The organism is Paracoccus isoporae (genome assembly GCF_900101865.1).
In the GTDB taxonomy this organism is placed as follows: Bacteria; Pseudomonadota; Alphaproteobacteria; order Rhodobacterales; family Rhodobacteraceae; genus Paracoccus; species Paracoccus isoporae.
This window is the reverse complement of the sequence record NZ_FNAH01000002.1, coordinates 506,858-527,119: the sequence shown is the minus strand read 5'-3', so window position 1 is coordinate 527,119 and position 20,262 is coordinate 506,858. Positions and strand designations below refer to the sequence as shown.

Annotated in this window: 25 protein-coding genes; 10 read left to right on the top strand and 15 right to left on the bottom strand. The window is 66.6% G+C overall.

Annotated features, from left to right (window positions below; translation table 11 throughout):
- Positions 1-29: 29 nt before the first annotated feature.
- Positions 30-1,154: a TRAP transporter substrate-binding protein gene (locus BLT73_RS06080; protein ID WP_090521761.1), complete on the bottom strand. Its 1,125-nt coding sequence runs from the start codon at positions 1,152-1,154 to the stop codon at positions 30-32.
- 270 nt (positions 1,155-1,424) lie between these two features.
- On the opposite strand from BLT73_RS06080, the gene BLT73_RS06075 reads away from it, so the two are divergent.
- From BLT73_RS06075 to BLT73_RS06055, 5 genes are all read left to right on the top strand, one after another.
- Complete coding sequence (locus tag BLT73_RS06075; protein WP_090521759.1) at positions 1,425-2,297, top strand: ABC transporter permease; 873 nt, start codon at positions 1,425-1,427, stop codon at positions 2,295-2,297.
- Positions 2,294-3,100 carry an ABC transporter permease gene (locus BLT73_RS06070; RefSeq protein WP_090521757.1) on the top strand — a complete coding sequence of 269 codons (807 nt, stop codon included), beginning with the start codon at positions 2,294-2,296 and terminating at the stop codon, positions 3,098-3,100. Before BLT73_RS06075 ends, BLT73_RS06070 begins: the two co-directional genes overlap by 4 nt.
- Before the next feature lie 35 nt (positions 3,101-3,135).
- The gene (locus BLT73_RS06065) at positions 3,136-3,903 is read left to right on the top strand and encodes a hypothetical protein (protein WP_090521756.1); all 768 of its coding nucleotides are present in this window, start codon (positions 3,136-3,138) and stop codon (positions 3,901-3,903) included.
- Between the two features lie 60 nt (positions 3,904-3,963).
- Positions 3,964-4,851, top strand: coding sequence for a hypothetical protein (locus BLT73_RS06060; protein ID WP_090521755.1), 888 nt, complete (start codon positions 3,964-3,966; stop codon positions 4,849-4,851).
- 223 nt (positions 4,852-5,074) lie between these two features.
- Positions 5,075-6,169, top strand: a complete 1,095-nt coding sequence (locus tag BLT73_RS06055; RefSeq protein WP_090521945.1) for an ABC transporter ATP-binding protein — start codon at positions 5,075-5,077, stop codon at positions 6,167-6,169.
- Positions 6,170-6,176: 7 nt separating this feature from the next.
- Here the strand turns inward: BLT73_RS06055 and BLT73_RS06050 are convergent, their stop codons facing one another.
- The 3 genes from BLT73_RS06050 to BLT73_RS06040 all read right to left on the bottom strand — a co-directional run bounded on the left by BLT73_RS06050 (position 6,177) and on the right by BLT73_RS06040 (position 8,488).
- Positions 6,177-6,521: an MmcQ/YjbR family DNA-binding protein gene (locus BLT73_RS06050; protein ID WP_090521753.1), complete on the bottom strand. Its 345-nt coding sequence runs from the start codon at positions 6,519-6,521 to the stop codon at positions 6,177-6,179.
- Between the two features lie 62 nt (positions 6,522-6,583).
- Positions 6,584-7,870, bottom strand: coding sequence for a homoserine dehydrogenase (locus BLT73_RS06045; RefSeq protein WP_090521752.1), 1,287 nt, complete (start codon positions 7,868-7,870; stop codon positions 6,584-6,586).
- 99 nt (positions 7,871-7,969) lie between these two features.
- Positions 7,970-8,488, bottom strand: coding sequence for a hypothetical protein (locus BLT73_RS06040; protein WP_090521750.1), 519 nt, complete (start codon positions 8,486-8,488; stop codon positions 7,970-7,972).
- A gap of 138 nt (positions 8,489-8,626) precedes the next feature.
- Between BLT73_RS06040 and BLT73_RS06035 the strand changes: the two genes are divergently transcribed.
- A complete protein-coding gene (locus BLT73_RS06035) occupies positions 8,627-9,154 on the top strand; it encodes a DUF4174 domain-containing protein (RefSeq protein ID WP_176804948.1) in 528 nt (175 codons plus the stop codon).
- A gap of 120 nt (positions 9,155-9,274) precedes the next feature.
- Here BLT73_RS06035 and BLT73_RS06030 read toward each other — a convergent pair whose 3' ends face one another.
- The 6 genes from BLT73_RS06030 to BLT73_RS06010 all read right to left on the bottom strand — a co-directional run bounded on the left by BLT73_RS06030 (position 9,275) and on the right by BLT73_RS06010 (position 12,157).
- Complete coding sequence (locus tag BLT73_RS06030) at positions 9,275-9,853, bottom strand: hypothetical protein (RefSeq protein ID WP_090521748.1); 579 nt, start codon at positions 9,851-9,853, stop codon at positions 9,275-9,277.
- 152 nt (positions 9,854-10,005) lie between these two features.
- Complete coding sequence (locus BLT73_RS06025) at positions 10,006-10,230, bottom strand: YMGG-like glycine zipper-containing protein (protein WP_090521746.1); 225 nt, start codon at positions 10,228-10,230, stop codon at positions 10,006-10,008.
- 102 nt (positions 10,231-10,332) lie between these two features.
- The gene (locus BLT73_RS06020; protein WP_090521744.1) at positions 10,333-10,578 is read right to left on the bottom strand and encodes a hypothetical protein; all 246 of its coding nucleotides are present in this window, start codon (positions 10,576-10,578) and stop codon (positions 10,333-10,335) included.
- Positions 10,579-10,716: 138 nt separating this feature from the next.
- Entirely contained in the window at positions 10,717-11,133 is a 417-nt protein-coding gene (locus BLT73_RS06015; RefSeq protein WP_090521740.1) for a hypothetical protein, read from the bottom strand.
- A 66-nt stretch (positions 11,134-11,199) separates the two neighbouring features.
- Positions 11,200-11,343 carry a hypothetical protein gene (locus BLT73_RS17240; RefSeq protein WP_176804946.1) on the bottom strand — a complete coding sequence of 48 codons (144 nt, stop codon included), beginning with the start codon at positions 11,341-11,343 and terminating at the stop codon, positions 11,200-11,202.
- Positions 11,344-11,503: 160 nt separating this feature from the next.
- A complete protein-coding gene (locus tag BLT73_RS06010) occupies positions 11,504-12,157 on the bottom strand; it encodes a DUF6497 family protein (protein WP_143025634.1) in 654 nt (217 codons plus the stop codon).
- A 326-nt stretch (positions 12,158-12,483) separates the two neighbouring features.
- Here BLT73_RS06010 and alr point away from each other — a divergent pair, with 326 nt between their 5' ends.
- The 4 genes from alr to BLT73_RS05990 all read left to right on the top strand — a co-directional run bounded on the left by alr (position 12,484) and on the right by BLT73_RS05990 (position 16,147).
- Complete coding sequence (gene alr / locus BLT73_RS06005) at positions 12,484-13,512, top strand: alanine racemase (protein WP_090521737.1); 1,029 nt, start codon at positions 12,484-12,486, stop codon at positions 13,510-13,512.
- Between the two features lie 127 nt (positions 13,513-13,639).
- On the top strand, positions 13,640-14,752 hold the full coding sequence (locus BLT73_RS06000) for a PhoH family protein (protein WP_090521735.1): 1,113 nt from the start codon (positions 13,640-13,642) through the stop codon (positions 14,750-14,752).
- Positions 14,745-15,233: an rRNA maturation RNase YbeY gene (gene ybeY, locus BLT73_RS05995; protein ID WP_090521733.1), complete on the top strand. Its 489-nt coding sequence runs from the start codon at positions 14,745-14,747 to the stop codon at positions 15,231-15,233. The genes BLT73_RS06000 and ybeY overlap by 8 nt, the downstream gene beginning before the upstream one ends.
- Complete coding sequence (locus tag BLT73_RS05990; RefSeq protein ID WP_090521732.1) at positions 15,230-16,147, top strand: hemolysin family protein; 918 nt, start codon at positions 15,230-15,232, stop codon at positions 16,145-16,147. The genes ybeY and BLT73_RS05990 overlap by 4 nt, the downstream gene beginning before the upstream one ends.
- A 270-nt stretch (positions 16,148-16,417) precedes the next feature.
- Here BLT73_RS05990 and lexA read toward each other — a convergent pair whose 3' ends face one another.
- From lexA to BLT73_RS05965, 5 genes are all read right to left on the bottom strand, one after another.
- Entirely contained in the window at positions 16,418-17,116 is a 699-nt protein-coding gene (lexA, locus tag BLT73_RS05985; protein WP_090521941.1) for a transcriptional repressor LexA, read from the bottom strand.
- A 92-nt stretch (positions 17,117-17,208) separates the two neighbouring features.
- The gene (locus BLT73_RS05980) at positions 17,209-18,384 is read right to left on the bottom strand and encodes a molybdopterin molybdotransferase MoeA (protein WP_090521730.1); all 1,176 of its coding nucleotides are present in this window, start codon (positions 18,382-18,384) and stop codon (positions 17,209-17,211) included.
- Positions 18,381-18,851 (bottom strand): cyclic pyranopterin monophosphate synthase MoaC, encoded by a 471-nt coding sequence (gene moaC / locus BLT73_RS05975; protein WP_090521728.1) that lies wholly within the window; start codon positions 18,849-18,851, stop codon positions 18,381-18,383. The genes BLT73_RS05980 and moaC overlap by 4 nt, the downstream gene beginning before the upstream one ends.
- The gene (gene trpC, locus BLT73_RS05970) at positions 18,848-19,636 is read right to left on the bottom strand and encodes an indole-3-glycerol phosphate synthase TrpC (RefSeq protein WP_090521726.1); all 789 of its coding nucleotides are present in this window, start codon (positions 19,634-19,636) and stop codon (positions 18,848-18,850) included. Before trpC ends, moaC begins: the two co-directional genes overlap by 4 nt.
- A 54-nt stretch (positions 19,637-19,690) precedes the next feature.
- Positions 19,691-20,191, bottom strand: coding sequence for an anthrone oxygenase family protein (locus BLT73_RS05965; protein WP_090521724.1), 501 nt, complete (start codon positions 20,189-20,191; stop codon positions 19,691-19,693).
- Between the last annotated feature and the right edge of the window lie 71 nt (positions 20,192-20,262).

Below are 20,262 nucleotides of genomic sequence, written 5' to 3'. Positions count from 1 at the left end.
GCCCTTCGCATCATACGTGACCCTGACGCTTACAGCGTGCCGTTGCGCTGCTGGATCATCATGAAGGTGTCATAGGTGTATTCCGCCGTCTGGTTGTAGAGATACCAGTCGCTGCGGAACGCCTTGATCGAGGACCAGATCTTGTTCCAGTTCTCGTTATTGGCGTCGAGTTCTGCATAGACCTCGTTGGCGGCCTGATAGAACGCCTCCATCACCTCGGGCGGGAAGGGGCGAAGCTGCGCACCGCCCGCCACAAGTTCCTTCAGCGCGGTCGGGTTCTTCCAGTCATATTCCTGCAGCATGTCGGCATCGGTGGCCTGGCAGCAGGTGCGCAGCAGCGACTGGTAATGGGCCGGCAGCGCGTCGAAGCGCTCCTTGTTGAACATGAAATGGACGGTCGGCCCGCCCTCCCACCAGCCGGGATAATAGTAATAGGGCGCGACCTTGGCGAAGCCGAGCTTCTGGTCGTCATAGGGGCCGACCCACTCCGCGCCGTCAATCGTGCCTTTTTCGAGCGCCGGATAGACATCGCCGCCGGCCAATTGCTGCGGCACCACGCCCAGCTTCTCGCAGACCGCGCCGGCAAACCCGCCCAGACGGACCTTGAGGCCGCGCAGATCCTCGACCGAGTTGATCTCCTTGCGATACCAGCCGCCCATCTGCACGCCGGTATTGCCGCCCGGATAGGCGACGATGTTCTGGGTCGCCATGAACTCGTTGAACAGGTCGATCCCGCCGCCGTGGTAATGCCAGGCATTCTGCGCCCGCGCCGAGAGCGAGAAGGGCACGGTCGCGCCAAGCGCCCAGGTCGGATCCTTGCCCCAGTAGTAATAGGCGACGGTATGGGCGCAATCGACCGTGCCGTCGCTGGCCGCATCTGCGGCCTGCAGGCCGGGTACGATTTCTCCTGCCGCGAAGGGCTGGATGGTGAACTTGCCCTCGGTCGCCTCGCTGACCATGCGCGACAGCACATCGGCGCCGCCATAGATCGTGTCGAGCGATTTCGGGAAAGACGAGGTCAGCCGCCAGTTTACGGTGGGCGATTCCTGCGCAATGGCCGGGGCGGCCAGGGTCGAGGCCGCCGCCGCCGAGGCGCCGCCGATCGTCGCCTGGGTCAGAAAGCGACGCCGGTCGAGTTTGGATTTGTTGGTCATGTTTCCTCCACATTGCGGGGTTCGTGCGGCCCCGCTTGCCGCATATATTGTGCACGCGCCTTGCCGCCTGTCGAGATGAAACCCCGCACCGGGCGCAAAATTCCTCGCCGCAGCCCGACCGGCGTGGCCATCTGTCAGCCTGACAACACCCCGTCCAGGAGCGCGAAGGCGCACACTGCCCGGCGGCAGGGTCCGGGGGCTGCGGAAGCGCCTTTCCTTTACGCGCATGTCTTTATACTGTCAGTAAAAACCACCCGAGGGGGAGTGAGCATGTCCGCCACCCGGTTCGACGCAGAGGCGCGTCAGGGGCTGACCATGGTGTCACCGCCGCTGCTATACGCGGTGCTGATGCTGGCCGCGCCGCTGCTGACGATCCTGGCCTATTCCTTCTTCCGCGACGGCTATCTGGAGATCGTCCGCGAATTCACGCTGGAGAATTACCGGATGGTGCTGGCCGATCCGGTGTTCCACAAGGTCATGCTGCGCTCGGTCGTCGTGGCCGTGCTGGTCACGCTGGCCACGGTTCTGCTGGCCTTCCCGGTCGCCTATTTCCTGTCCTTCATGGTCCGGCCCGAGCGCAAGGCGATGTGGATCTTTCTCATTACCATCCCGTTCTGGACCTCCTACCTGATCCGGGTGTTTCTGTGGAAGGTGCTGCTGGCGGAAAACGGCGTGGTGAACTCGGTGCTGATGCAGCTCCACATCATCTCCGATCCGATCGGCAACATGCTGTTCAACGTGCAGGCGATGGTCATCACGCTGGCCCATGCCTATGCGCCCTTCGCGATCCTGCCGATCTATGTCGCGCTGGAAAAGATCGACCGTTCGCTGCTGGAAGCCGGGCGGGATCTGGGGGAATCGCGGCTGATGACCTTCTGGCGGGTGACGCTGCCGCTGGCCATGCCGGGCGTGGTGGCGGCGACGCTGATCGTGTTCATCCCGACGATCGGGGATTACGTGACGCCAGAACTCATCGGCGGCGGCAAGGTGCCGCTGATCGCCAATATGGTGCAGGCGAATATGCTGGCCATCGACAACAAGCCGATGGGGTCTGCTCTGGCGGTCACGGCGATGCTGATCGTGGCCGTCATCAGCCTGGTCTTCGTGTTCCTGAACCGCAATTTCCTGAAGGTGCGGACATGAAGGGCCACGGTCTGCGCGTCTATGCCATCGCCTATCTGCTGTTTCTCTATGCGCCGATCCTGCTTCTGCCGCTGTTTGCGTTCAATTCCGGCACGATCATCGCATTCCCGCTGAAGGGCTTCACAACCGACTGGTTCAGCCAGATGGTCGCGGATGCCACGCTGCGCCGCGCCTTCACCAATTCGATGATCATCGCGGTCAGCTCGGCGGTTCTCGCGACCTCGCTGGGGATCTTCGCCGCGCGCGCCTCGACCCGCTACAACTTCCCCTTCAAGGGCGGGATCATGGGGCTGATCATGGTGCCGCTGGTGCTGCCCGAGATCATCGTCGCCATGTCGCTTCTGGTGGTGCTGCTGGCCATCGGGGTGGAGCTGTCGATCTTTACCGTGATCCTGGGTCACACGCTGCTCTGCATGCCTTACGCCATCGCGATCCTGTCCACGGCCTTCAACAGCCTCGATCAGTCGCTGGAGGAGGCCGCCTATGATCTGGGCGAAACGAAATGGAGCGCCTTCCGGCTGGTGATCCTGCCGCTGGTGATGCCGGGCATCATCTCGGCCCTGCTGATGAGCTTCACCATCTCGCTGGACGAGTTCATCATCGCTTTTTTCCTGGCGGGGAACGAACCGACCCTGCCGACCTATATCTTCAGCCAGCTCCGCTTCCCGAAATCCGTCCCGGTCATCATGGCGCTCGGCACGGTTCTTGTGGCGGTCTCGATCCTGCTCCTGACCTGCGCCGAATATTTCCGCCGCCGCGGCGTGGCGCGGACCGGGCGGACGGATAGCGGGGGGTTCGTGTGATTTCTTCCTCTGAGGCGATCGAACCGGCCGGACAGATGTCCGACTCGCTGCCGTCTGCGCGGATCTTGTTTGCGAGTGACGCGCTCGAGATCGGATATCTGCCCGGTTCATCGGGTCAACTGGTCGTTGTCTTCTCCTCGATCGGTGAAAGCCATGAGATCGCCAGAGGATTGCCGGCGCGCAACGAATTCATCGGCTCGGTCTCTGCCTCCGGGCGACGACATGTGCTGTTCGTCAAGGACAATATGCGCAGCTGGTTCACGCATCAGGGCGTGCGCGATCTGTGGCAGGCGGTTGCGCTGTCATCCATCCGCCTGATCAGACCGAGCCATGTGACCACGCTCGGACTCAGCATGGGCGGCTATGCGGCGATCCGCTTTGCCCGTCTGCTCGGCGCCGAGGCGGCGCTGGCGTTCAGCCCTCAATTCTCGGTCGAACAGAGCGTGGTCCGGGACAAGCGCTGGCATCGGTTCCTCCATCAGGTCGACATGGCGCGGGAACCGACCGTCTCGCCCGAAGATATCGGCGGCGGCAGATATTTCGCGCTGTTCGGCGGCGACGCCGGGCGCGATCGCAAACATGCGGAGCGGTTTCTGAAGATTCCCGGCGTCCGGGTGCTGCGGACCGAAGGCGGCTATCACAATTTTCCGCGTCAGCTCAAGGCGCAGGGCTTGCTCGACAGACTCATCGCCGCCGTTATCGACGGGGGCGACCCTTCCGCGCAGCCGGAGTTCAAGCTGTCGGCCTATGACAGTCCGGCATCCGTCCCGGCGGACCCGGCCGAGGCGGAGCAGCATGGCTGATCGCCCGTCCGCGCCGTGGCCGCATGATCTGATCCCGCAGTTGCAGGCGGAGGGCTGACAGTGCCGATCACCGTCTTCAACGCCCGCAATGTGACCATCATCACCCCGCCCGGCCCGATCCTGACCCAGGTCGGGCGTGACATCTGCAACGGTCTGCGACTGGATGCGGCGCAGGAGATGACCATGTTCATCGGCGCGCAGCTGTTCGAGCCGCCCCCTGACACGCGTGGCCTGCGCATCGGGCTGCAGACCGAGCATTTCTTTGACGAGAGCGGTGCCGCGCTGTGGAGCCGGTTCCCGCCGCGCATGATCGGGGCGGTCATTCAACGCTATGATGTCCTGATCGAGATGTCCTTCTGCAACGCGCCGCTCTATGCGCATCTGCCGCCGGAGCTGCGCCGGAAAGTCGCCTTCGGCCCCTATATCTACCCGGATTTCCAGCCCGATTTCCGGCCCGGCACCGGGCGGCCGGTGTTTTTCGGCACGCCCACCGACCGCCGCAAGGCGCGGATCCGGGGGATGCGGAAGCGGCTCAAGATCGACCGGATGCCACGCGGCACGTTCAGCGAGACGCTGGCGGGTGTGCTCGAACCTGCCTCTGCAGTCATCAACATCCATCTGAAAGAGGGCAGATACACCGAATATCCGCGGATGCTCAGCGCCTATCTCAACGGCAAGATGGTGCTGTCCGAGCCGCTGGCATCGCCCTTGCAGATGGGGGTGCATTACGCCGATCTGGACGCGGCGTTCGATCCGTCGCAGGCGGAGACGCTGTTTCGCAACTTCTCGGCCTTCGCCCGGCGCTTCCGCAGCTCGACCCTGCTGAACCACCCGGCATTCAGCGGCGCCGACGTCGCGCTGCCCACCGCAGACGAGGCGAAGGCCGCCTTGCCGGACGCGCCGACCGACCCGCTGCCCGGCCCCGGCGACATGGCGGCCCCGGCATGATCGCGGCCATGAGCATGCGGCGGATTTCGCTTGACGGCCGGGCGCTGCGGTTATCAGCTTGCCACCGGCAGCGTGTGCCCGAGACAGGGCAATTCCGAAAGACCGAGACCAGGACGACCGAGTGACGGAACCGCAGAATCCAGACCAGACCGCCGCGCCTGCCGGCGCCGCCCGCCAGACGAAGGCCGCCGGGCGCTCGGCCGCGCTGCAGGCGGCGCGCCCGATGATCGAATGCCGCGACGTGCATAAATATTACGGCGATTATCACGCGCTGCGCGGGATCGACCTGACCATCCGCGCGGGCGAGTTCTTCTCGCTCCTGGGCCCGTCCGGCTGCGGCAAGACCACGCTGCTGCGCGTCATCGCCGGGTTCGAGGATATTTCCTCGGGCGTGGTGCTGATCGACGGCAAGGATATGGCGCATGTCCCGGCCAACAAGCGGCCGACCAACATGGTGTTCCAGTCCTATGCGATCTTTCCGCATCTGACCGTTGCCCAGAATGTCGCCTTCGGCCTGCGCCGGGATCCGCGCAAGCGGGCCGAAAAGGACGAAGCGGTCGAGGAGGCGCTGGCGATGGTCGGGCTGACTGGCTACGGCGCGCGCGCTGCCCATGCGCTGTCGGGCGGTCAGCGGCAGCGTGTGGCCCTCGCGCGCGCGCTGATCCTCAAGCCCGAGGTGCTGCTGCTGGATGAACCGCTCTCGGCGCTCGACCGCAAGATGCGCGAGCAGATGCAGGTCGAACTCATCAAGCTGCAGCGTCAGGTCGGGATCACCTTCGTTCTGGTCACCCATGACCAGGAAGAGGCGCTTGTGATGTCCGACCGGATCGCGGTGATGTTCGAGGGCGGGATCGCCCAGCTTGACGAGCCGGAGACGCTCTATGCCCGGCCGAAAAGCCGCCGCGTGGCCGATTTCATCGGGGTGATGAATTTCCTGTCCGCCACCATCGTCGAAGAGCAGGGCGAAACGCTGCGTGTCGATGTCGAGGGGCTGGGCGAGATCGACATCCCGGCCGCGCAGATCGCCACAAAGAACGAAACCGACAGCGCGCCGATGATCGGCTTCCGCCCCGAGGCGGTGAACGTGTTTCCCGAAGGCCAGCCGCAGAACGCCCCGCGCCAGAGCGGGGGCGTCATCGACGAGGTCGTCTATTACGGCGACATGACCTATTACGATGTCCGGCTGGACGAGGAAGACGGCACCACGTCGGAGCCGGTCCGCATCTCCATGCGCAACGTGTTCGGCCGCGACATTCCCGATGTGGGCGCACGGGTGACGGTCGGCTGGTCGCCGGCCAGCATGATCCTGTTCCGCTGAGCCGCGCTCAATCGAGCGGGGCGAGCGCCGCCTGCGCCTTGCGGGTCAGCGAGGCACGGATCAGCCGGTAGGATTGGGTGATGCGGTGTTCGAGTTCATCCGCCGCGGCATCGCAGGGCAGGGCGACCCAGCTTCGATGCATATAGGGGGCCTTGGTCGCCACACCGGCCTCGATCAGCATCTGCGCCGTGTCGATGCTGTCGCATTTGACCGAGACGCGATCCTCGGCCGCACCGATCAGCGCGAAGATCTTGCCGCCGATCTTCCAGCAATCATGCCCGCCGCCCCAGGGATCGGAATGTTCCGCCCCCGGCAGGGTCTTGCAGATCGCGTTGACGGCATCGCGGCTCATGGCGGCAGCCTAGCATGATCGCCCCGCCCGGCATAGCGGCGGCGCGGGTCGGGCAGGGCGGGTCAGACTTCCTCGATGCGCAGCTCGACCGGGTCTTCCGCGATGACGCCGGTTTTCGGCAGCATTTCGATGGCGTGGTCGATGGCGTCGGGCGTGGTCTTGTGGGTCACGATCAGCACCGGGGCCGGCCCGTCCTCGTGGTCATATTGCCGCATCCGGTGAATCGAGATGCCGGCATCGCCCAGCACGCTCGCCACCTTGGCCAGTGCGCCGGGCTTGTCCAGAAGGGCCAGGCGCAGGTAATAGGCGGCGGGCACGGCGGTCCGCGCCGGTAGCGCCTTCTTCAGCCCCGTCGCGGGCTGGCCGAAGACCGGCACGCGCACGCCGCGCGCGAGTTCCACGATATCGGACATCACCGCGCTCGCCGTCGGGCCTTCGCCCGCGCCCGCCCCGCGCAGCACGATCTGGCCGACGCTGTCGCCCTCCACCACGACCATGTTGGTGCCGCCCTGCAACTGCCCGATCGGGCTCTCGGCGGGGACCAGACAGGGCGACATGCGCTGTTCCAGCCCGCGGGCGGTCATCTGCGCCACGCCGAGCAGCTTGATGCGATACCCCATATCGGCGGCGCGGCGGATATCGTCGATCGACACCCGCTCGATCCCCTCGATCTCGACGGCGCTGAAATCGACCTGCGTACCGAAGGCGATGGAGGACAGGATGGCGAGCTTGTGGCTGGCATCGATCCCGCCCACATCCAGTGTCGGATCGGCCTCGAGATACCCCAGTTGCCGCGCCTCCTCGAACACCGCCTCATAGGGCAGACCGGCGCTCTCCATGCGGGTCAGGATATAGTTGCAGGTGCCGTTCATCACCCCCATCACACGTTCCAGCCGGTTGCCGGCGAGCGACTCCGTCATGGTCTTGATGACCGGGATGCCGCCGGCCACCGCGGCCTCGAAGCGGATGACACGGCCCTCGGCCTCGGCCAGTTCGGACAGGGATTGCCCATGCATCGCCAGCAGCGCCTTGTTGGCGGTGACGACATCCTTGCCCGCGCGCAGCGCCGCTTCGACGGATTCGCGGGCCACGCCGGACTCCCCGCCGATCAGTTCGACATAGAGATCGACATCGTCGCGCTTGGCCAGTTCCACGGGGTCGGCCACCCATTCATAGGCGGACAGGTCGGCATCGCGGTTCTTCAGCCGGTCGCGGGCGCTGACCGCGGTGACGGTAATCGCCCGGCCGGACCGCGCCGCGATCAGATCGGCATGTTTCTGGATGATCTTGACGACACCGATCCCGACGGTGCCGAGCCCGGCGATGCCAAGCCGTAAGGGGGCGGACATGAAAGCCTCTCATCTAGCGTTGGCAGGGTGTTATCGCGCCCGGCGATGGGTTGCAACGCGGCTGTGACAGCCAGCAGGCGCGATGTGGCGCGGCTGCGCTCAGTCGTCGTCCTGGCCGATCCAGCCGCCCTCGATCCCGGTGGCGCGCATGATCGCCACGACGCGCGCCGCCGCGTCCAGCGTGTCGCTGTGGATACGGGTGATATCCTCGGGGCCGAGATTGTCGGGAAAGGCCTCTCCCTTGGTGTTCAGAAAGGCCGGATGCCAGCGGGGGCTGCCCGGAACCGGCTTCCAGGAGGCATGGCACAGCATGTTGCGGGCGCGGCGGATCACGCGCAGATCCCCGGCCAGCCGGTCGCTGCCGCTGACCTCGGCGCGCGACATCTGCTTGACGAACTGGTCGATCAGCGTGCCGAGCGTGTCGTCGGCCACGTCCTCCATCCGTTGCAGCCAGGATTTCAGCGCCCGGTCATCGGGGTCATCCCCCAGCCCGTTGCGCGACAGCGCGAAGATGGCGCGTTTCAGCGCCTCTTCCAGAAAGCCGAAACCGGAAATCGCATGGCCAATGGCGATGGCGAACTCGTCGGGCAGGCGGTCGGGGGTGCGCGGCATGGTCATGGCACGACTCCTACCCAAGCCCGGCCGTCTTGTCTGCACCCGGATCGCGGGAAATTCATGCGCTTCCCCAGGGGAAAGCGGCGGCTGATCCTTTTGCCGCGCGCCGACCTGACTATATGCTGAAGAGATGAGGGTGACATGCGCCATATTGTGAAGCTCGCCATTGCGGTGCTGGCGGTCGGGGCGATGGGTTCCGGCGGCGATCCGGCGCCGCCGTCGCGGGTCAATCCGCCGTCCCCCGCCGAGGTGGACGCGGCGCAATCGCGCAACCCGCCCGCGCCCCGCCCGTCCGATGCCGAGATCCTGCGCATCCTGCCCGCCAGCGAGGTAACGCCGGAGGAGTTCCTGTGGCAGGCCCGGCCGGTCGTGGTCTTTGCCAACACCGCCGCCGATCCGGCCTTCCGCACCCAGTTGCAGGCGCTGCGCGACCGGCCCGACCCGCTGGTTCAGCGCGATGTGGTGGTCATCACCGACACCGACCCCGCCGCCCGCAGCATCTGGCGGCAGAACCTGCACCCCACCGGGTTCTCGCTGGTCATCATGGACAAGGACGGCCAGGTCGAGCAGCGCAAGCCCTCGCCCTGGAGCGTGCGCTCGATCTGGCGCGCCATCGACAAGTTCCCCTTGCGGCGCGAGGAGATCGGCCAGGTCGGCCTGTCGGACTGATTGCTGTGCGGCTGTTGCGCCCTTTCCTCCGTGCAGATTGCGAAATGCCGCGCAATCACCTATATATCAGGGGACAGAAGGGAGTTTGCGCCATGTCCGCAGCTTACAAGCCCAAGCCGATCACGGTCCGGACCGGTCCCCGTCCGGGCTACTGATCCGCCCGGTTCCGTCGATATTCGAGCGGATGGCCGTCATCGCGGCCTCTCCCAGCTCGATCGCGCCCAGTTTCATCGAGATATAATCCCGATACATCGCGCCCGCGCGCTCTGGCCCGATTCGGTCCAGGTCGAGCCCGCGCAGATCGGCGATCATCGCGCCGATGGCATTCAACTGGCTGTAATACAGCACCACCGGATCGACCGTGCCACGCGGCAGGATATGCAGCTCTCCGACAATCGCGCGAAAGATGGCGTCGTTATGCTCGGTCGGGATGACCGGGAAATACCCGGTTTCCGATTCGATGCGCCGCGCGATCTCCTCGCCATATTCGGCGATGCGGTCGCGTTCCAGCACCGCGATATAGGCCCGGATCTCGGCGAAGATCGCGCGCTGCACGTCGCGGATGCGCTCCGCGCGGTGCTTGTTGTCGCGGCGGCGGTTCTGCAATGCCACCACCCACCAGCCCGCGGCCAGGAACAGTCCGGCAATCATCGCCGATTGCGCCTGCGGGGCAAGGAACTGGTCGAGCGGGGCGGTCATCTGGCAGTCACGGTCCTTCTGCCGCGCGGACGGGGTGCGGGCAGGGCGATGTTAGCCGCATCGCCCCCGGCCGCAAGCCACGGAAAACGAAACGCCGCCCGCGGCGGGTGGCCGGGGCGGCGCATCATGGTCAGCTCCAGGTGCCGGAGGTCTTACTGGCAGACCCGCGCATCGTTGCATAGCGCGCCGGCGGCAGCCCCGATGGCCGCGCCCTTGTAGACGTCGCTTTCGTCCTTGCCGGCGACATGGGCGATGGTCGCCCCTGCGGCGGCGCCGATCGCGGCGCGATCCACGTCGGTCGGGTTGATGTTCTGGGTGCAGCCTGCAACCGCAAGCGCGAGCAACGCCGCTGGCGCGGCAAAGGTAATCTTGGACATGATTATGAACTCTGACTGAGCGGCGCGGCCTGCCTCACGGGGCAGGTCCGGCCGGGGACAAGGCGGCGGCCGCGGGATGCGCGGCCGCATGGCCGTAAATTCTTACTGCGGGGCGCAAACGCCGGCGTCGTCGCACAGCGCGCCCGCGGCGGCACCCAGAACCGCGCCGGTTCCGACATCTTCGTCGAACGCCTTGGCGGCGACGGCGCCAGCACCGGCGCCGACAAGCGCGCGCTGCGTATCGGCCGACATATAGGTGCCGCCACCGTAGGGGCCTTGGGCACAGGCGGACAGCCCGGCAATGGCCAGGGCGGCGCCAGCGAGGCGGAGGGAAGTCTTGATCTGCATGTATGCACTGCCTTCTTCAAGTCGCCCGTTTGCGGGCATTTCTGTTTGCGCTGTCAAACCTGCCACAGCAGATTATCAGTTGAAACTGACAACCTCGTGAAAGGATGGAGAGAAGCGGCACCCTGCTCATGGGCAGGATCAGTTCCGGTCCTCGTCCCAGTCATCGTCGAATGCGTCATCCGCCTCGGCCTCCCAGCCGGTTTCGTCTTCATCGGCGGCGAAGATCTCGGGAAAACCGGCCTGCGCCTTGGCCAGATCGACCCGCAGCATCTGGTCGTAATCGGTCGGATCGAGCTTGCCAACCGCCACGACCTCGCGCCCCAGCAACCAGGACAGCCGCCCGGCGTCGAGATTGCCGCGCGTGAATTCCTCTTCGCCGAAATGCTCGATCAGCGCGGCCAGAAAGCCCGCATCGGCGCGGCGGTCGGCCGGGCTGCGGTCGCGGAACCGCTCTCGCGCGATCAGCTTGGTGGCGCCCTTGGGATTGGCGCGCCGGATGGTGAATTGATAATCGGTCGAGGGCAGGCGGGACGGAAAGCCGCGATGTTTCTGCATGGTCTCAGTTCCGTTCGGCGGGACATGCGGGCTGCATCGCCGCCCGCGCGTCCCGCCGGGTCGGCGTCAGTTCGCGCCGTACTTGCCCTGGTAGACGGGCTCCTGCGTCACCGGCGCCGGGGCGGCGGGCATGGTGATTTCCGGCTGCCGGGGCTGGCATGCGGCCAGAACGCCCACGGCGATGAGGGCAAGCGCGATATGTTTCGTCATGGTTTGCTCCTGTAAGATGGGGCTTTGCGCCCCTTTTTGTCGCTTCACCGGGGCATGATGCCCGAGCGCCGCGATTCTAGGAAGGAAACGCGCGCGGCGATAGCGGCGGCATCCGCGGCTCGGCAGGAGCCTGCCGATCTGTGGCAGGGTTGCATCAGGGTCAGAACGGCTCCCAGACGCATTCGTCGCGATCCGCGGGCAGGCTGAACGCCTCGAAAAGCTGCACCGCGCCAAGTGCCAGCTCGGTCGAGACAAGCGGGCGGTCCGACAGCGAGATGACGATCTCGCTCGGCCGGGGATCTGCGCTGGCGAGGCGCGGCAGGACGAAATGCTCGCAGAGCCACACGATGTCGTCATGCATCGGGTCGCGTACCAGCGAATCCGGGGCGCGGGGCAGCACGAAATTGCTGACCGACGGATCGCCGTCGATCTCGTCCTCGGGCGGTGGCGCGGCCAGGGCTTCGGTGGCGGCCTCGATCCCCTGAAAGGAAATAGTCGGAAGCTGGTCCAGCTCTCCCGCCGCGATCAGCCCGTCGCCGAGCGCCTCGCTGAGGATGCTGGCACCGGGATCGGCCTCGGTCGCGGCCAGATCCTGCAGGGCCGCCATCTCCTCCTCGGTCAGGTCGTCCATGGGCGCGGGTTCGGCCATCGGCACCAGCATCGCCAGGTCAGGCGCCACGAAGCGGAACCGATAGGTCAGGCCGAGCGCGCCGGGATTGCCCCGGATCGTGTCGAGCCAGTAGACCGTCTGCCCCGACGGCACCGGCAGCGCCTCGGGCACCGGATCCTCCGCCAGGGCGGGCAGGGCGGTCATAAACAGGGTCAGGGCGGACGCGGACCGAGTCGCGAACATCGAATTGAAACCGTATAATTACCTTCGCAGATGCCGCGGCGTGGCTGCGGCAGACGGCGCGGCACCGTCACGCCCCGCCTAATCCGCGCCACCTTCCGATTCAAGCCTTGGCTGAACGGATCATCGGCCTGGTGCGGATCGCCGCGTGTGACGCAGCGTCACCTGCACACCGTCATAAGCGCAGCATATGTGAGCCGGCCAGGATCGGACCGGGATGCGGCGGATGGACAGAGGCGAAACCGGCGAATTTTCTTGACCTTTCTTCCCGTCCGCGCAATGGCGCGAGCATGGGACTTCGGATCGATCTTGCCGCGCTCCAGGCGAATTACCGTGCGCTCGCGCAGCGCGCGCCGTCAGCGCGGGCGGCGGCGGTGGTGAAGGCCAATGGCTACGGGCTGGGGGCGGATGTCGTGGCCTCCGCCCTGGCCGCGGCGGGAGCGCGGGATTTCTTCGTGGCCCTGACGCGCGAGGTCGCGCCGGTGCGCGCGGCTGTGGGTGGCGACGCGCGGATCTTCGTGCTGTCGGGCCACATGGCGGGCAGCGATCCCGGTGACGCCATCCCGATGCTGAACAGCGCCGAGCAGTTCTTTCGCGACCGCGCCATGCGGCCGGGCCGACCCTTCGGCATCCAGCTTGACACCGGCATGAACCGGCTGGGCATGGAGCCGGGCGAATGGGCCGCGATCCGCGATGAGGCGCTGTCGCAGCGCCCGGTGCTGGTCATGTCGCATCTCGCCTGCGCGGATGAGCCGGACCACCCGATGAACCGCCGCCAGCTTACCGCCTTCCGCGAGATGACCGACGGCATCGACGTGCCGCGCAGCCTGGCGGCAACCGGAGGCATCCTGCTTGGGCCGGAGTATCATTTCGAAATGACCCGCGCCGGGATCGGCATCTATGGCGGTCTGCCCTTCGCGGATGCACGCCCTGTGGTGCGCCTGTCGCTGCCGGTGATCCAGACCCGCGAGGTGCTGGAGGGCGAGAGCGTGGGCTACGGCAATACCTGGACGGCGACGAAAACGACCCGCGTGGCGACGGTGGCGGCGGGCTATGCCGACGGCATCCACCGGGCGCTGTCATCGGACGGGCAGGCGGCGCGCATCGACCTGCTGGCCGGCACGCAACGCTGCCCGGTGCTGGGGCGGGTCTCCATGGATCTGATCACCGCCGATGTCTCCGGGCTGGAGGAGGTGCCCGAGGCGCTCGACCTGATCTCGCCGGTGCAGACCGTCGATGACGTGGCCGCTGCGATCAACACGATCGGCTACGAGATCCTGACCTCGCTCGGTGGCCGCTACCCGCGCGAGATCGTCTGACCCGCGTGGGCCTGTGCCAGCTCCGAAAGGTGAAGTTTCCGTGACAGCGGCGCGGAAATTCGCGCGGCCTCTTGTGGAATCCCCTTGCGCGCCCCACCATGGGCAACAGCACAAACCGGAGACCTCCTTGGGCCTGACGCCGACCGCACCCGACCCCGCCGCGCAATCTGCCGCCAGCCAGGGCGAGACACTGCTCGAATTCCCCGATAACCGGTTGCTGATCGAGCTGTGCGGCCCGGCCGATGCGCATCTCCAGCAGATCGAATCCGCGCTGAGCGTGCATGTGCTGCGCCGGGGCAATCTGCTGGCGGTGGTGGGCGAAAGCCAGGCGCAGGCGGATGCGGCGCAGTTGCTGCGCGCGCTTTATGCCCGTCTGGAACAGGGCCGCCCGGTCGGCGCGGCAGAGATTGACGCGGCGCTGCGCATGGGGCCGGAGGCAGAGCCCGCCTCGCTTTCGCCCGATGAGCAGTTGGAGATGTTCGGCTCCGGCCCGATCGAGCTGCGCACCCGCAAGAAGACGGTCGAGCCGCGCACCGATGCGCAGAAGGATTACGTCCGCAACCTGTTCGCGAATGAAATGGCCTTCGGGATCGGGCCGGCGGGCACAGGCAAGACCTATCTGGCCGTGGCGGCGGGCGTCACCATGCTGATTGGCGGCCATGTGGACCGGATCATCCTGTCGCGCCCGGCCGTCGAGGCGGGGGAGCGGCTGGGGTTCCTGCCGGGCGACATGAAGGAAAAGGTCGATCCTTACATGCAGCCGCTCTATGACGCGCTGAATGATTTCCTGCCCGGCAAGCAGCTCGCCAAGCTGATGGAGGAGAAGCGCATCGAGATCGCGCCGCTGGCCTTCATGCGCGGCCGCACATTGTCGAATGCGTTCGTGGTTCTGGACGAGGCGCAGAACGCCTCGACCATGCAGATGAAGATGTTCCTGACCCGTCTGGGCGAGGGCTCGCGCATGGTCATCACCGGCGACCGGTCCCAGATCGACCTGCCGCGCGGGACGCAATCGGGGCTTGTCGATGCCGAGAAGATCCTGGCCGGGGTCAAGGGGATCAGCTTCAACTACTTCACCGCCAAGGACGTGGTGCGCCACCATCTCGTCGCGCGGATCATCGAGGCCTATGACGCCGCCGATGCGGATGCGCTCGCCCGGGGCGACGATCCGGCCCGTGGCGGCTATGCGCCGCGCCGTGCGCCGGGGTCGTCGGGGCGGCAGGATCGCGGCAATGGCTGAGATCGACGTGGTTGTCGAGGATGACCGCTGGGACGACGCAGGGCTGGCGGTGCTCTCACGAAAGGCGGGTGCCGCGGTGCTGGCCTGGCTCGACATGGAGGCCGATCTCTGCGTGATGGGCTGCGACGACGCCCGCATCGCGGCGCTGAACGCCGATTTCCGCGACAAGCCGACACCGACGAACGTGCTGTCCTGGCCGGCGGCGGAACATGTCGCGCGCGCCCCCGGCGCCCATCCGCCGCGCCCGCCCGGGGACGAGCTTGGCGATATCGCCATTTCCTATGACACCTGCCGGCGCGAGGCCGAGGCGCAGGGAAAGGCGTTCGACGCGCATGTGACCCATCTGCTGGTTCATGCGATGCTGCATCTGGCGGGGTATGACCATCTGGATGACAAGGACGCCGAAACCATGGAGGCCGCGGAGCGTTCCATCCTGATGACGCTCGGCATAGACGACCCTTATCAGGAGAAGGTGACATGAACAGCGACCCGTCCCGAAGTCCCGGCCCCGTGGCCGATCCGGCGGCCGACCCGGCCGGGTGGCCCGACGCGGCCGGCGGCGAGGACGGCGAGACGCCGAGCGCGCGGGGCACGTTTTTCGGCCGCCTCTTCGGGGCGTTCGGGGGCGGCGAGGAACTGCCCGAGATCGCCGAGGAGCATCGCGCGCCGCAGCCCGCCGTGCCGGGCATGGTCAATCTGCGCCGGATGCGTGTGGATGACGTGGCGATTCCCAAGGTCGAGATCGTGGCCGCGCCCGTCAATGCCACGCTGGACGAGCTAGTCGAGATGTTCCGCGAACACGGGTTCTCGCGCATTCCGGTGTTCCGGGGGACGCTGGACAGCCCGCTCGGGCTGGTGCATCTCAAGGACCTGGCGCTGAAACACGGCTTCGGCTCCAAGCCGAGCGGCAAGTTCTCTCTGCGCCCGATGCTGCGGCCGCTGCTCTATGTGCCGCCATCCATGCCGATCGGGGTGCTGCTGCAGCAGATGCAGAAGGACCGCATCCACATGGCCCTGGTGATCGACGAATATGGCGGGGTGGACGGTCTCGTCACCATCGAAGACCTGATCGAGCAAGTCATCGGGGAGATCGAGGACGAGCATGACGAGGCGGAGGGCGGGCTGTGGCTGTCCGAGAAGCCCGGCCAATGGCTGGTGCAGGCCCGCGCGCCCCTGGACGAGTTGGAGCAGGAAACCGGTCTGCGCCTGGCGCCGGGCGAGGACGAGGACGATATCGACACGCTTGGCGGGTTGATCTTCATGCTGACCGGACGGGTTCCGGTGCGCGGCGAGGTGATCCCGCATGAATCCGGCGCCGAATTCGAGGTGGTTGACGCCGATCCCCGTCGCATCAAGCGGGTCCGGCTGCGCCTGCCGTCGATTTCGGCGGAGTAGGCCGCGGAGACGGCGGCCGGTCAGACGGCGACCTTTCAGACGGCGACCTTTCAGACGGCTGGCTTGGCGTTGGGCAGACGGCAGAGCCTGTTGGGCGGCACACCCAGCTGAGGTCCGGACAGTGCCGGTAGTGGTGGCGAGACTGGCGGCGGCCGACCGAGCCGCATGGTGACTGCCGCCAAGGCGACATGACCGAAAATTGCCAAGGCAGCACGCCCGACACCGGACCCTGCGGCCGTTTCATGGTCGGCAGCAGGCAACCCGTCCGGCTCAGTAGCTGCGGATCAGCCCGACCAGACGGCCCTGAACCTGCACCTTCCCTTCGGGCAGAACACGTGTCTCATAGGCGGGATTCGCGGCCTCGAGCGCAATCATCGCGCCCTTGCGACGGTAATATTTCAGCGTCGCCTCGTGCCCTTCGACGAGCGCCACGACGATATCCCCGTTCTGCGCCGCATCCTGTTCGCGGATCACGACGACGTCGCCGTCATTGATCCCCGCCTCGATCATCGAATCGCCCTTCACCTCGAGCGCATAGTGGGAGTCGCTGCCCTTCAGCATGGTGCCCGGCACGGCGATATGGTGCGAGACCTCGGAAATCGCCTCGATCGGGACACCCGCCGCGATCCGCCCCATGACCGGCAGTTCCGTGGCGGCGGCATTGACGGGCATCGCCCCGCGCGGGGGGGCAGCAGGCGCCTTGCGATCGCCGTCGATCACCTGGGGGGTGAAGCCGGGCGCCGATTTCGCCAGGGCATCGGGCAGGCGCAGGATCTCAAGCGCCCGCGCGCGATGCGGCAGACGCCGGATGAATCCCCGTTCCTCAAGCGCCGTGACCAGCCGGTGAATGCCGGATTTCGACCGCAGATCGAGGGCAATCTTCATCTCGTCAAACGAGGGTGGCACACCGTCCCGCGCCATGCGTTTCTGGATGAAGTCGAGCAATTCGATCTGTTTCTTGGTCAGCATGTTCCGGACCCGTTGCACCATCGTTCGGTAAATGTTCTGGCATGGTTTCGCTTTTGCGTCAACAGATTGTCAGCCCGGCGATGAATAAACCGTTAAGACAGGGGCAGGAACGAGACCTGGTCCCCGCGATACCGCGCCGGATCACCGGCCGGGCGAACCATCAGCGCATCCGCCTGCGCCAACAGGCCAAGCCGGGCGGAATCCTGGCTGTCGAAGGGGGTGACCACCTCCTCGCCATCCTCGACGGAAAGCCGGGCGCGCAGATAATGCTGGCGCTTGCCCTCCGCGGCGATGTCGCGGCCCAGAATCGCACGACGCAGCTTTTGGTCAGCCGCGAGCCCCTGCATGGCGCGCAGCAGCGGCCGCATGAAGAGTTCCGCGCAAACGATTGAAGACACGGGATTCCCCGGAAGCCCCAGCATGGCGCTGCTGCCGATCCTGCCGGCGATCAGCGGCTTTCCCGGCCGCATCGCCACCTTGTAGAAGGCCCGCTCCATCCCCAGCCGCTCCGTCACCGCGCCGATCAGGTCGTGATCTCCAACCGATGCGCCGCCGATGGTCACGATCAGATCGGCGCCCTGTGCCTCGGAAAACCGCGCGAGCAAGCTGTCCGCATCATCGGCGGCGATCGGCAGGCAACGCGCCTCGGCCCCGGCGCGGCGGGCCATCGCGGCAATGGCGATGTCATTAGAGCAGACGATCTGGCCCGGCTTCAGCGGCGTGCCCGGCGCGACCAATTCATCCCCGCCGGCGAGCACGGCGACGCGCGGGCGGCGATGGACCCGCACCCGGTCGTGGTTCATCGCGGCGATCAGGCCGAGGTCGCGCGGGGTCAGCGGCCGCTGCGGATCGAAATCGGAATTTCTCTTAAAATCAGATCCTTCCATGCGGATATTGCTGTTCTTCTGCGGCTGGGTGACCCGGATGGTCTCGCCCTCGCGCGCCACATCCTCCTGCATCACGACATGGTCGTAGCCGTCGGGCACCGGCGCGCCGGTGAAGATCCGCACGGTGCTGCGCGGGGTCGGCCGGCCGGTCCAGGGCGCGCCGGCGGCGGCCTCTCCGATCACGGTCAGATCATCGGCCAGATCCGCCGTCCGAAGGGCGTATCCGTCCATCGCCGCGGCATTGAACGGGGGCTGCGAGAGCCTGGCGCGGATCGGCTCCGCCAGAACGCGGTCGAGCGCGTCAGCCAGCGCCACCTCCTCTGCGGCCGTTGGATGGGCGAGGGCGAGCACGCGCGACAGGGCCTCTTCGACCGTGATCATTCTGCCACGTAATCCCCTGATTTTCCGCCACTCTTCCGGAGCAACCGGATATTTTCGAGGCGCATGCCCTTCTCCGCGGCCTTCAGCATGTCATAGACCGTCAGGCAGGCGGTGGTCACGGCGGTCAGCGCCTCCATCTCCACCCCGGTCTGGCCGGAGGTGCGGACCGTGGCGGTGATGCGGATGCCGGGCAGCGCCTCGTCCGCGACCAGATCGAGTGCCACCCTGGTGATCGGCAGCGGGTGGCACAGCGGGATCAGATCGGCGGTGCGCTTCGCCCCCATGATCCCGGCCAGCCGCGCCACGCCCAGAACATCGCCCTTGGCCGCGCCGCCTTGTGCCAGGGCCAGCGTCTCCGGGGACATCACCACGCAGCCCTCGGCCACGGCCTCGCGCGCAGTGGCGGGCTTGTCCGAGACATCGACCATATGGGCCTGGCCCGCGGCGTCGAAATGGGTCAGGCTCATGCCGCACCCAGCAGGTCGCGCGTGGCGGCGGTGACGTCGGGCTGACGCATCAGGCTCTCCCCGATCAGGAAGCGCCGCGCACCCGCCTGCGCCATCCGGTCCAGATCGGCGCGGCGGAACAGCCCGCTTTCGCAGACCAGTTCGCGGTCCGGCGGCAGCGCCGGGGCGAGCGCCTCGGTTGTGGCAAGATCCAGCTCGAAACTCTTGAGATTGCGGTTGTTTACGCCGATCAGGGGCGAGCTCAGCCGCAACGCCCGGTCGAGTTCGGCGCGATCATGCACCTCGATCAGCGCGTCCATGCCCCAGTGATGCGTCGCGTCTTCCAGCTCGGCGGCAAGCGCGTCATCGACCGAGGCCATGATGATCAGGATGCAGTCGGCGCCCCAACTGCGCGCCTCGGCCACCTGATAGGGATCATAGAGAAAATCCTTGCGCAGCACCGGCAGATCGCAGGCGGCGCGGGCGGCACGCAGATAATCGGGCGCGCCCTGAAAGGAAGGCGCATCGGTCAGCACCGACAGGCAGGCGGCACCGCCCGCCGCATAGGCGCGGGCGAGGGCGGGCGGGTCGAAATCGGCGCGGATCAGCCCCTTGGACGGGCTCGCCTTCTTGATTTCGGCGATCAGCGCATAGCCGTCCTGCGCCCTGTCGCGCAGCGCCTGCGAAAAGCCGCGCGGCGGGTCCGCGGCCCGCGCCTCGGCCTCGATCGCGGCTTGCGGGCGCGCGGCCTTGGCGGCGGCGATTTCGTCGAGCTTGTAGCTCTTGATCTTGTCGAGAATATCCATGCCGCGGAGAGTAATCCGCCGCGTGCCCCGAGGAAAGCCCCGCCGCGCGCCGCGTCAGATCGCGTGACGGTCGAGCAGATAGGTGCCGTAAGCCGCCAGCAGGACCGCGATGCCGGATGCGGCCGTGCGGATCTGGTTCCAGATTTGCCAGGGTCGCGAATAATCCTGCCAGATCCGCGCCGCCGCCGCGGGCTCCTCGGGGATGGCGACGCTGGCCAATGCCTCGTTCATCGGGACATTCACCGCCATGGTCAGGATCAGCCCGCCCAGCAGATAGACCACCGCCGCCGCCGCGAAACACTGCCCTGGGCCGCGCTGTGTGCCCCATAGCAGAAGCGCCACCGCGCCGAGCGCCAGAGGGGTCAGGAAGAACGCCGGAAAGAAGACGGCATTGCGGACCGACGCATTCATCGCCTGCATCGCCGCGATGGCCGTGCGCGGATCGGCCCGGTCGAGGCCCCACATGGTGGAGCAGATCCAGGCGTAGAAAAACCCGAATATCGCCGCGCTCAGCAGCAGCGAAAGAAAGATCAGCGGGATGGTGAGGCTGCGCATGAGGACACTCCGTTACTGTATTGATGTGTACGTCTTGAGTTTGGCGTATTTATGTGTACGCTTTGTGTCAA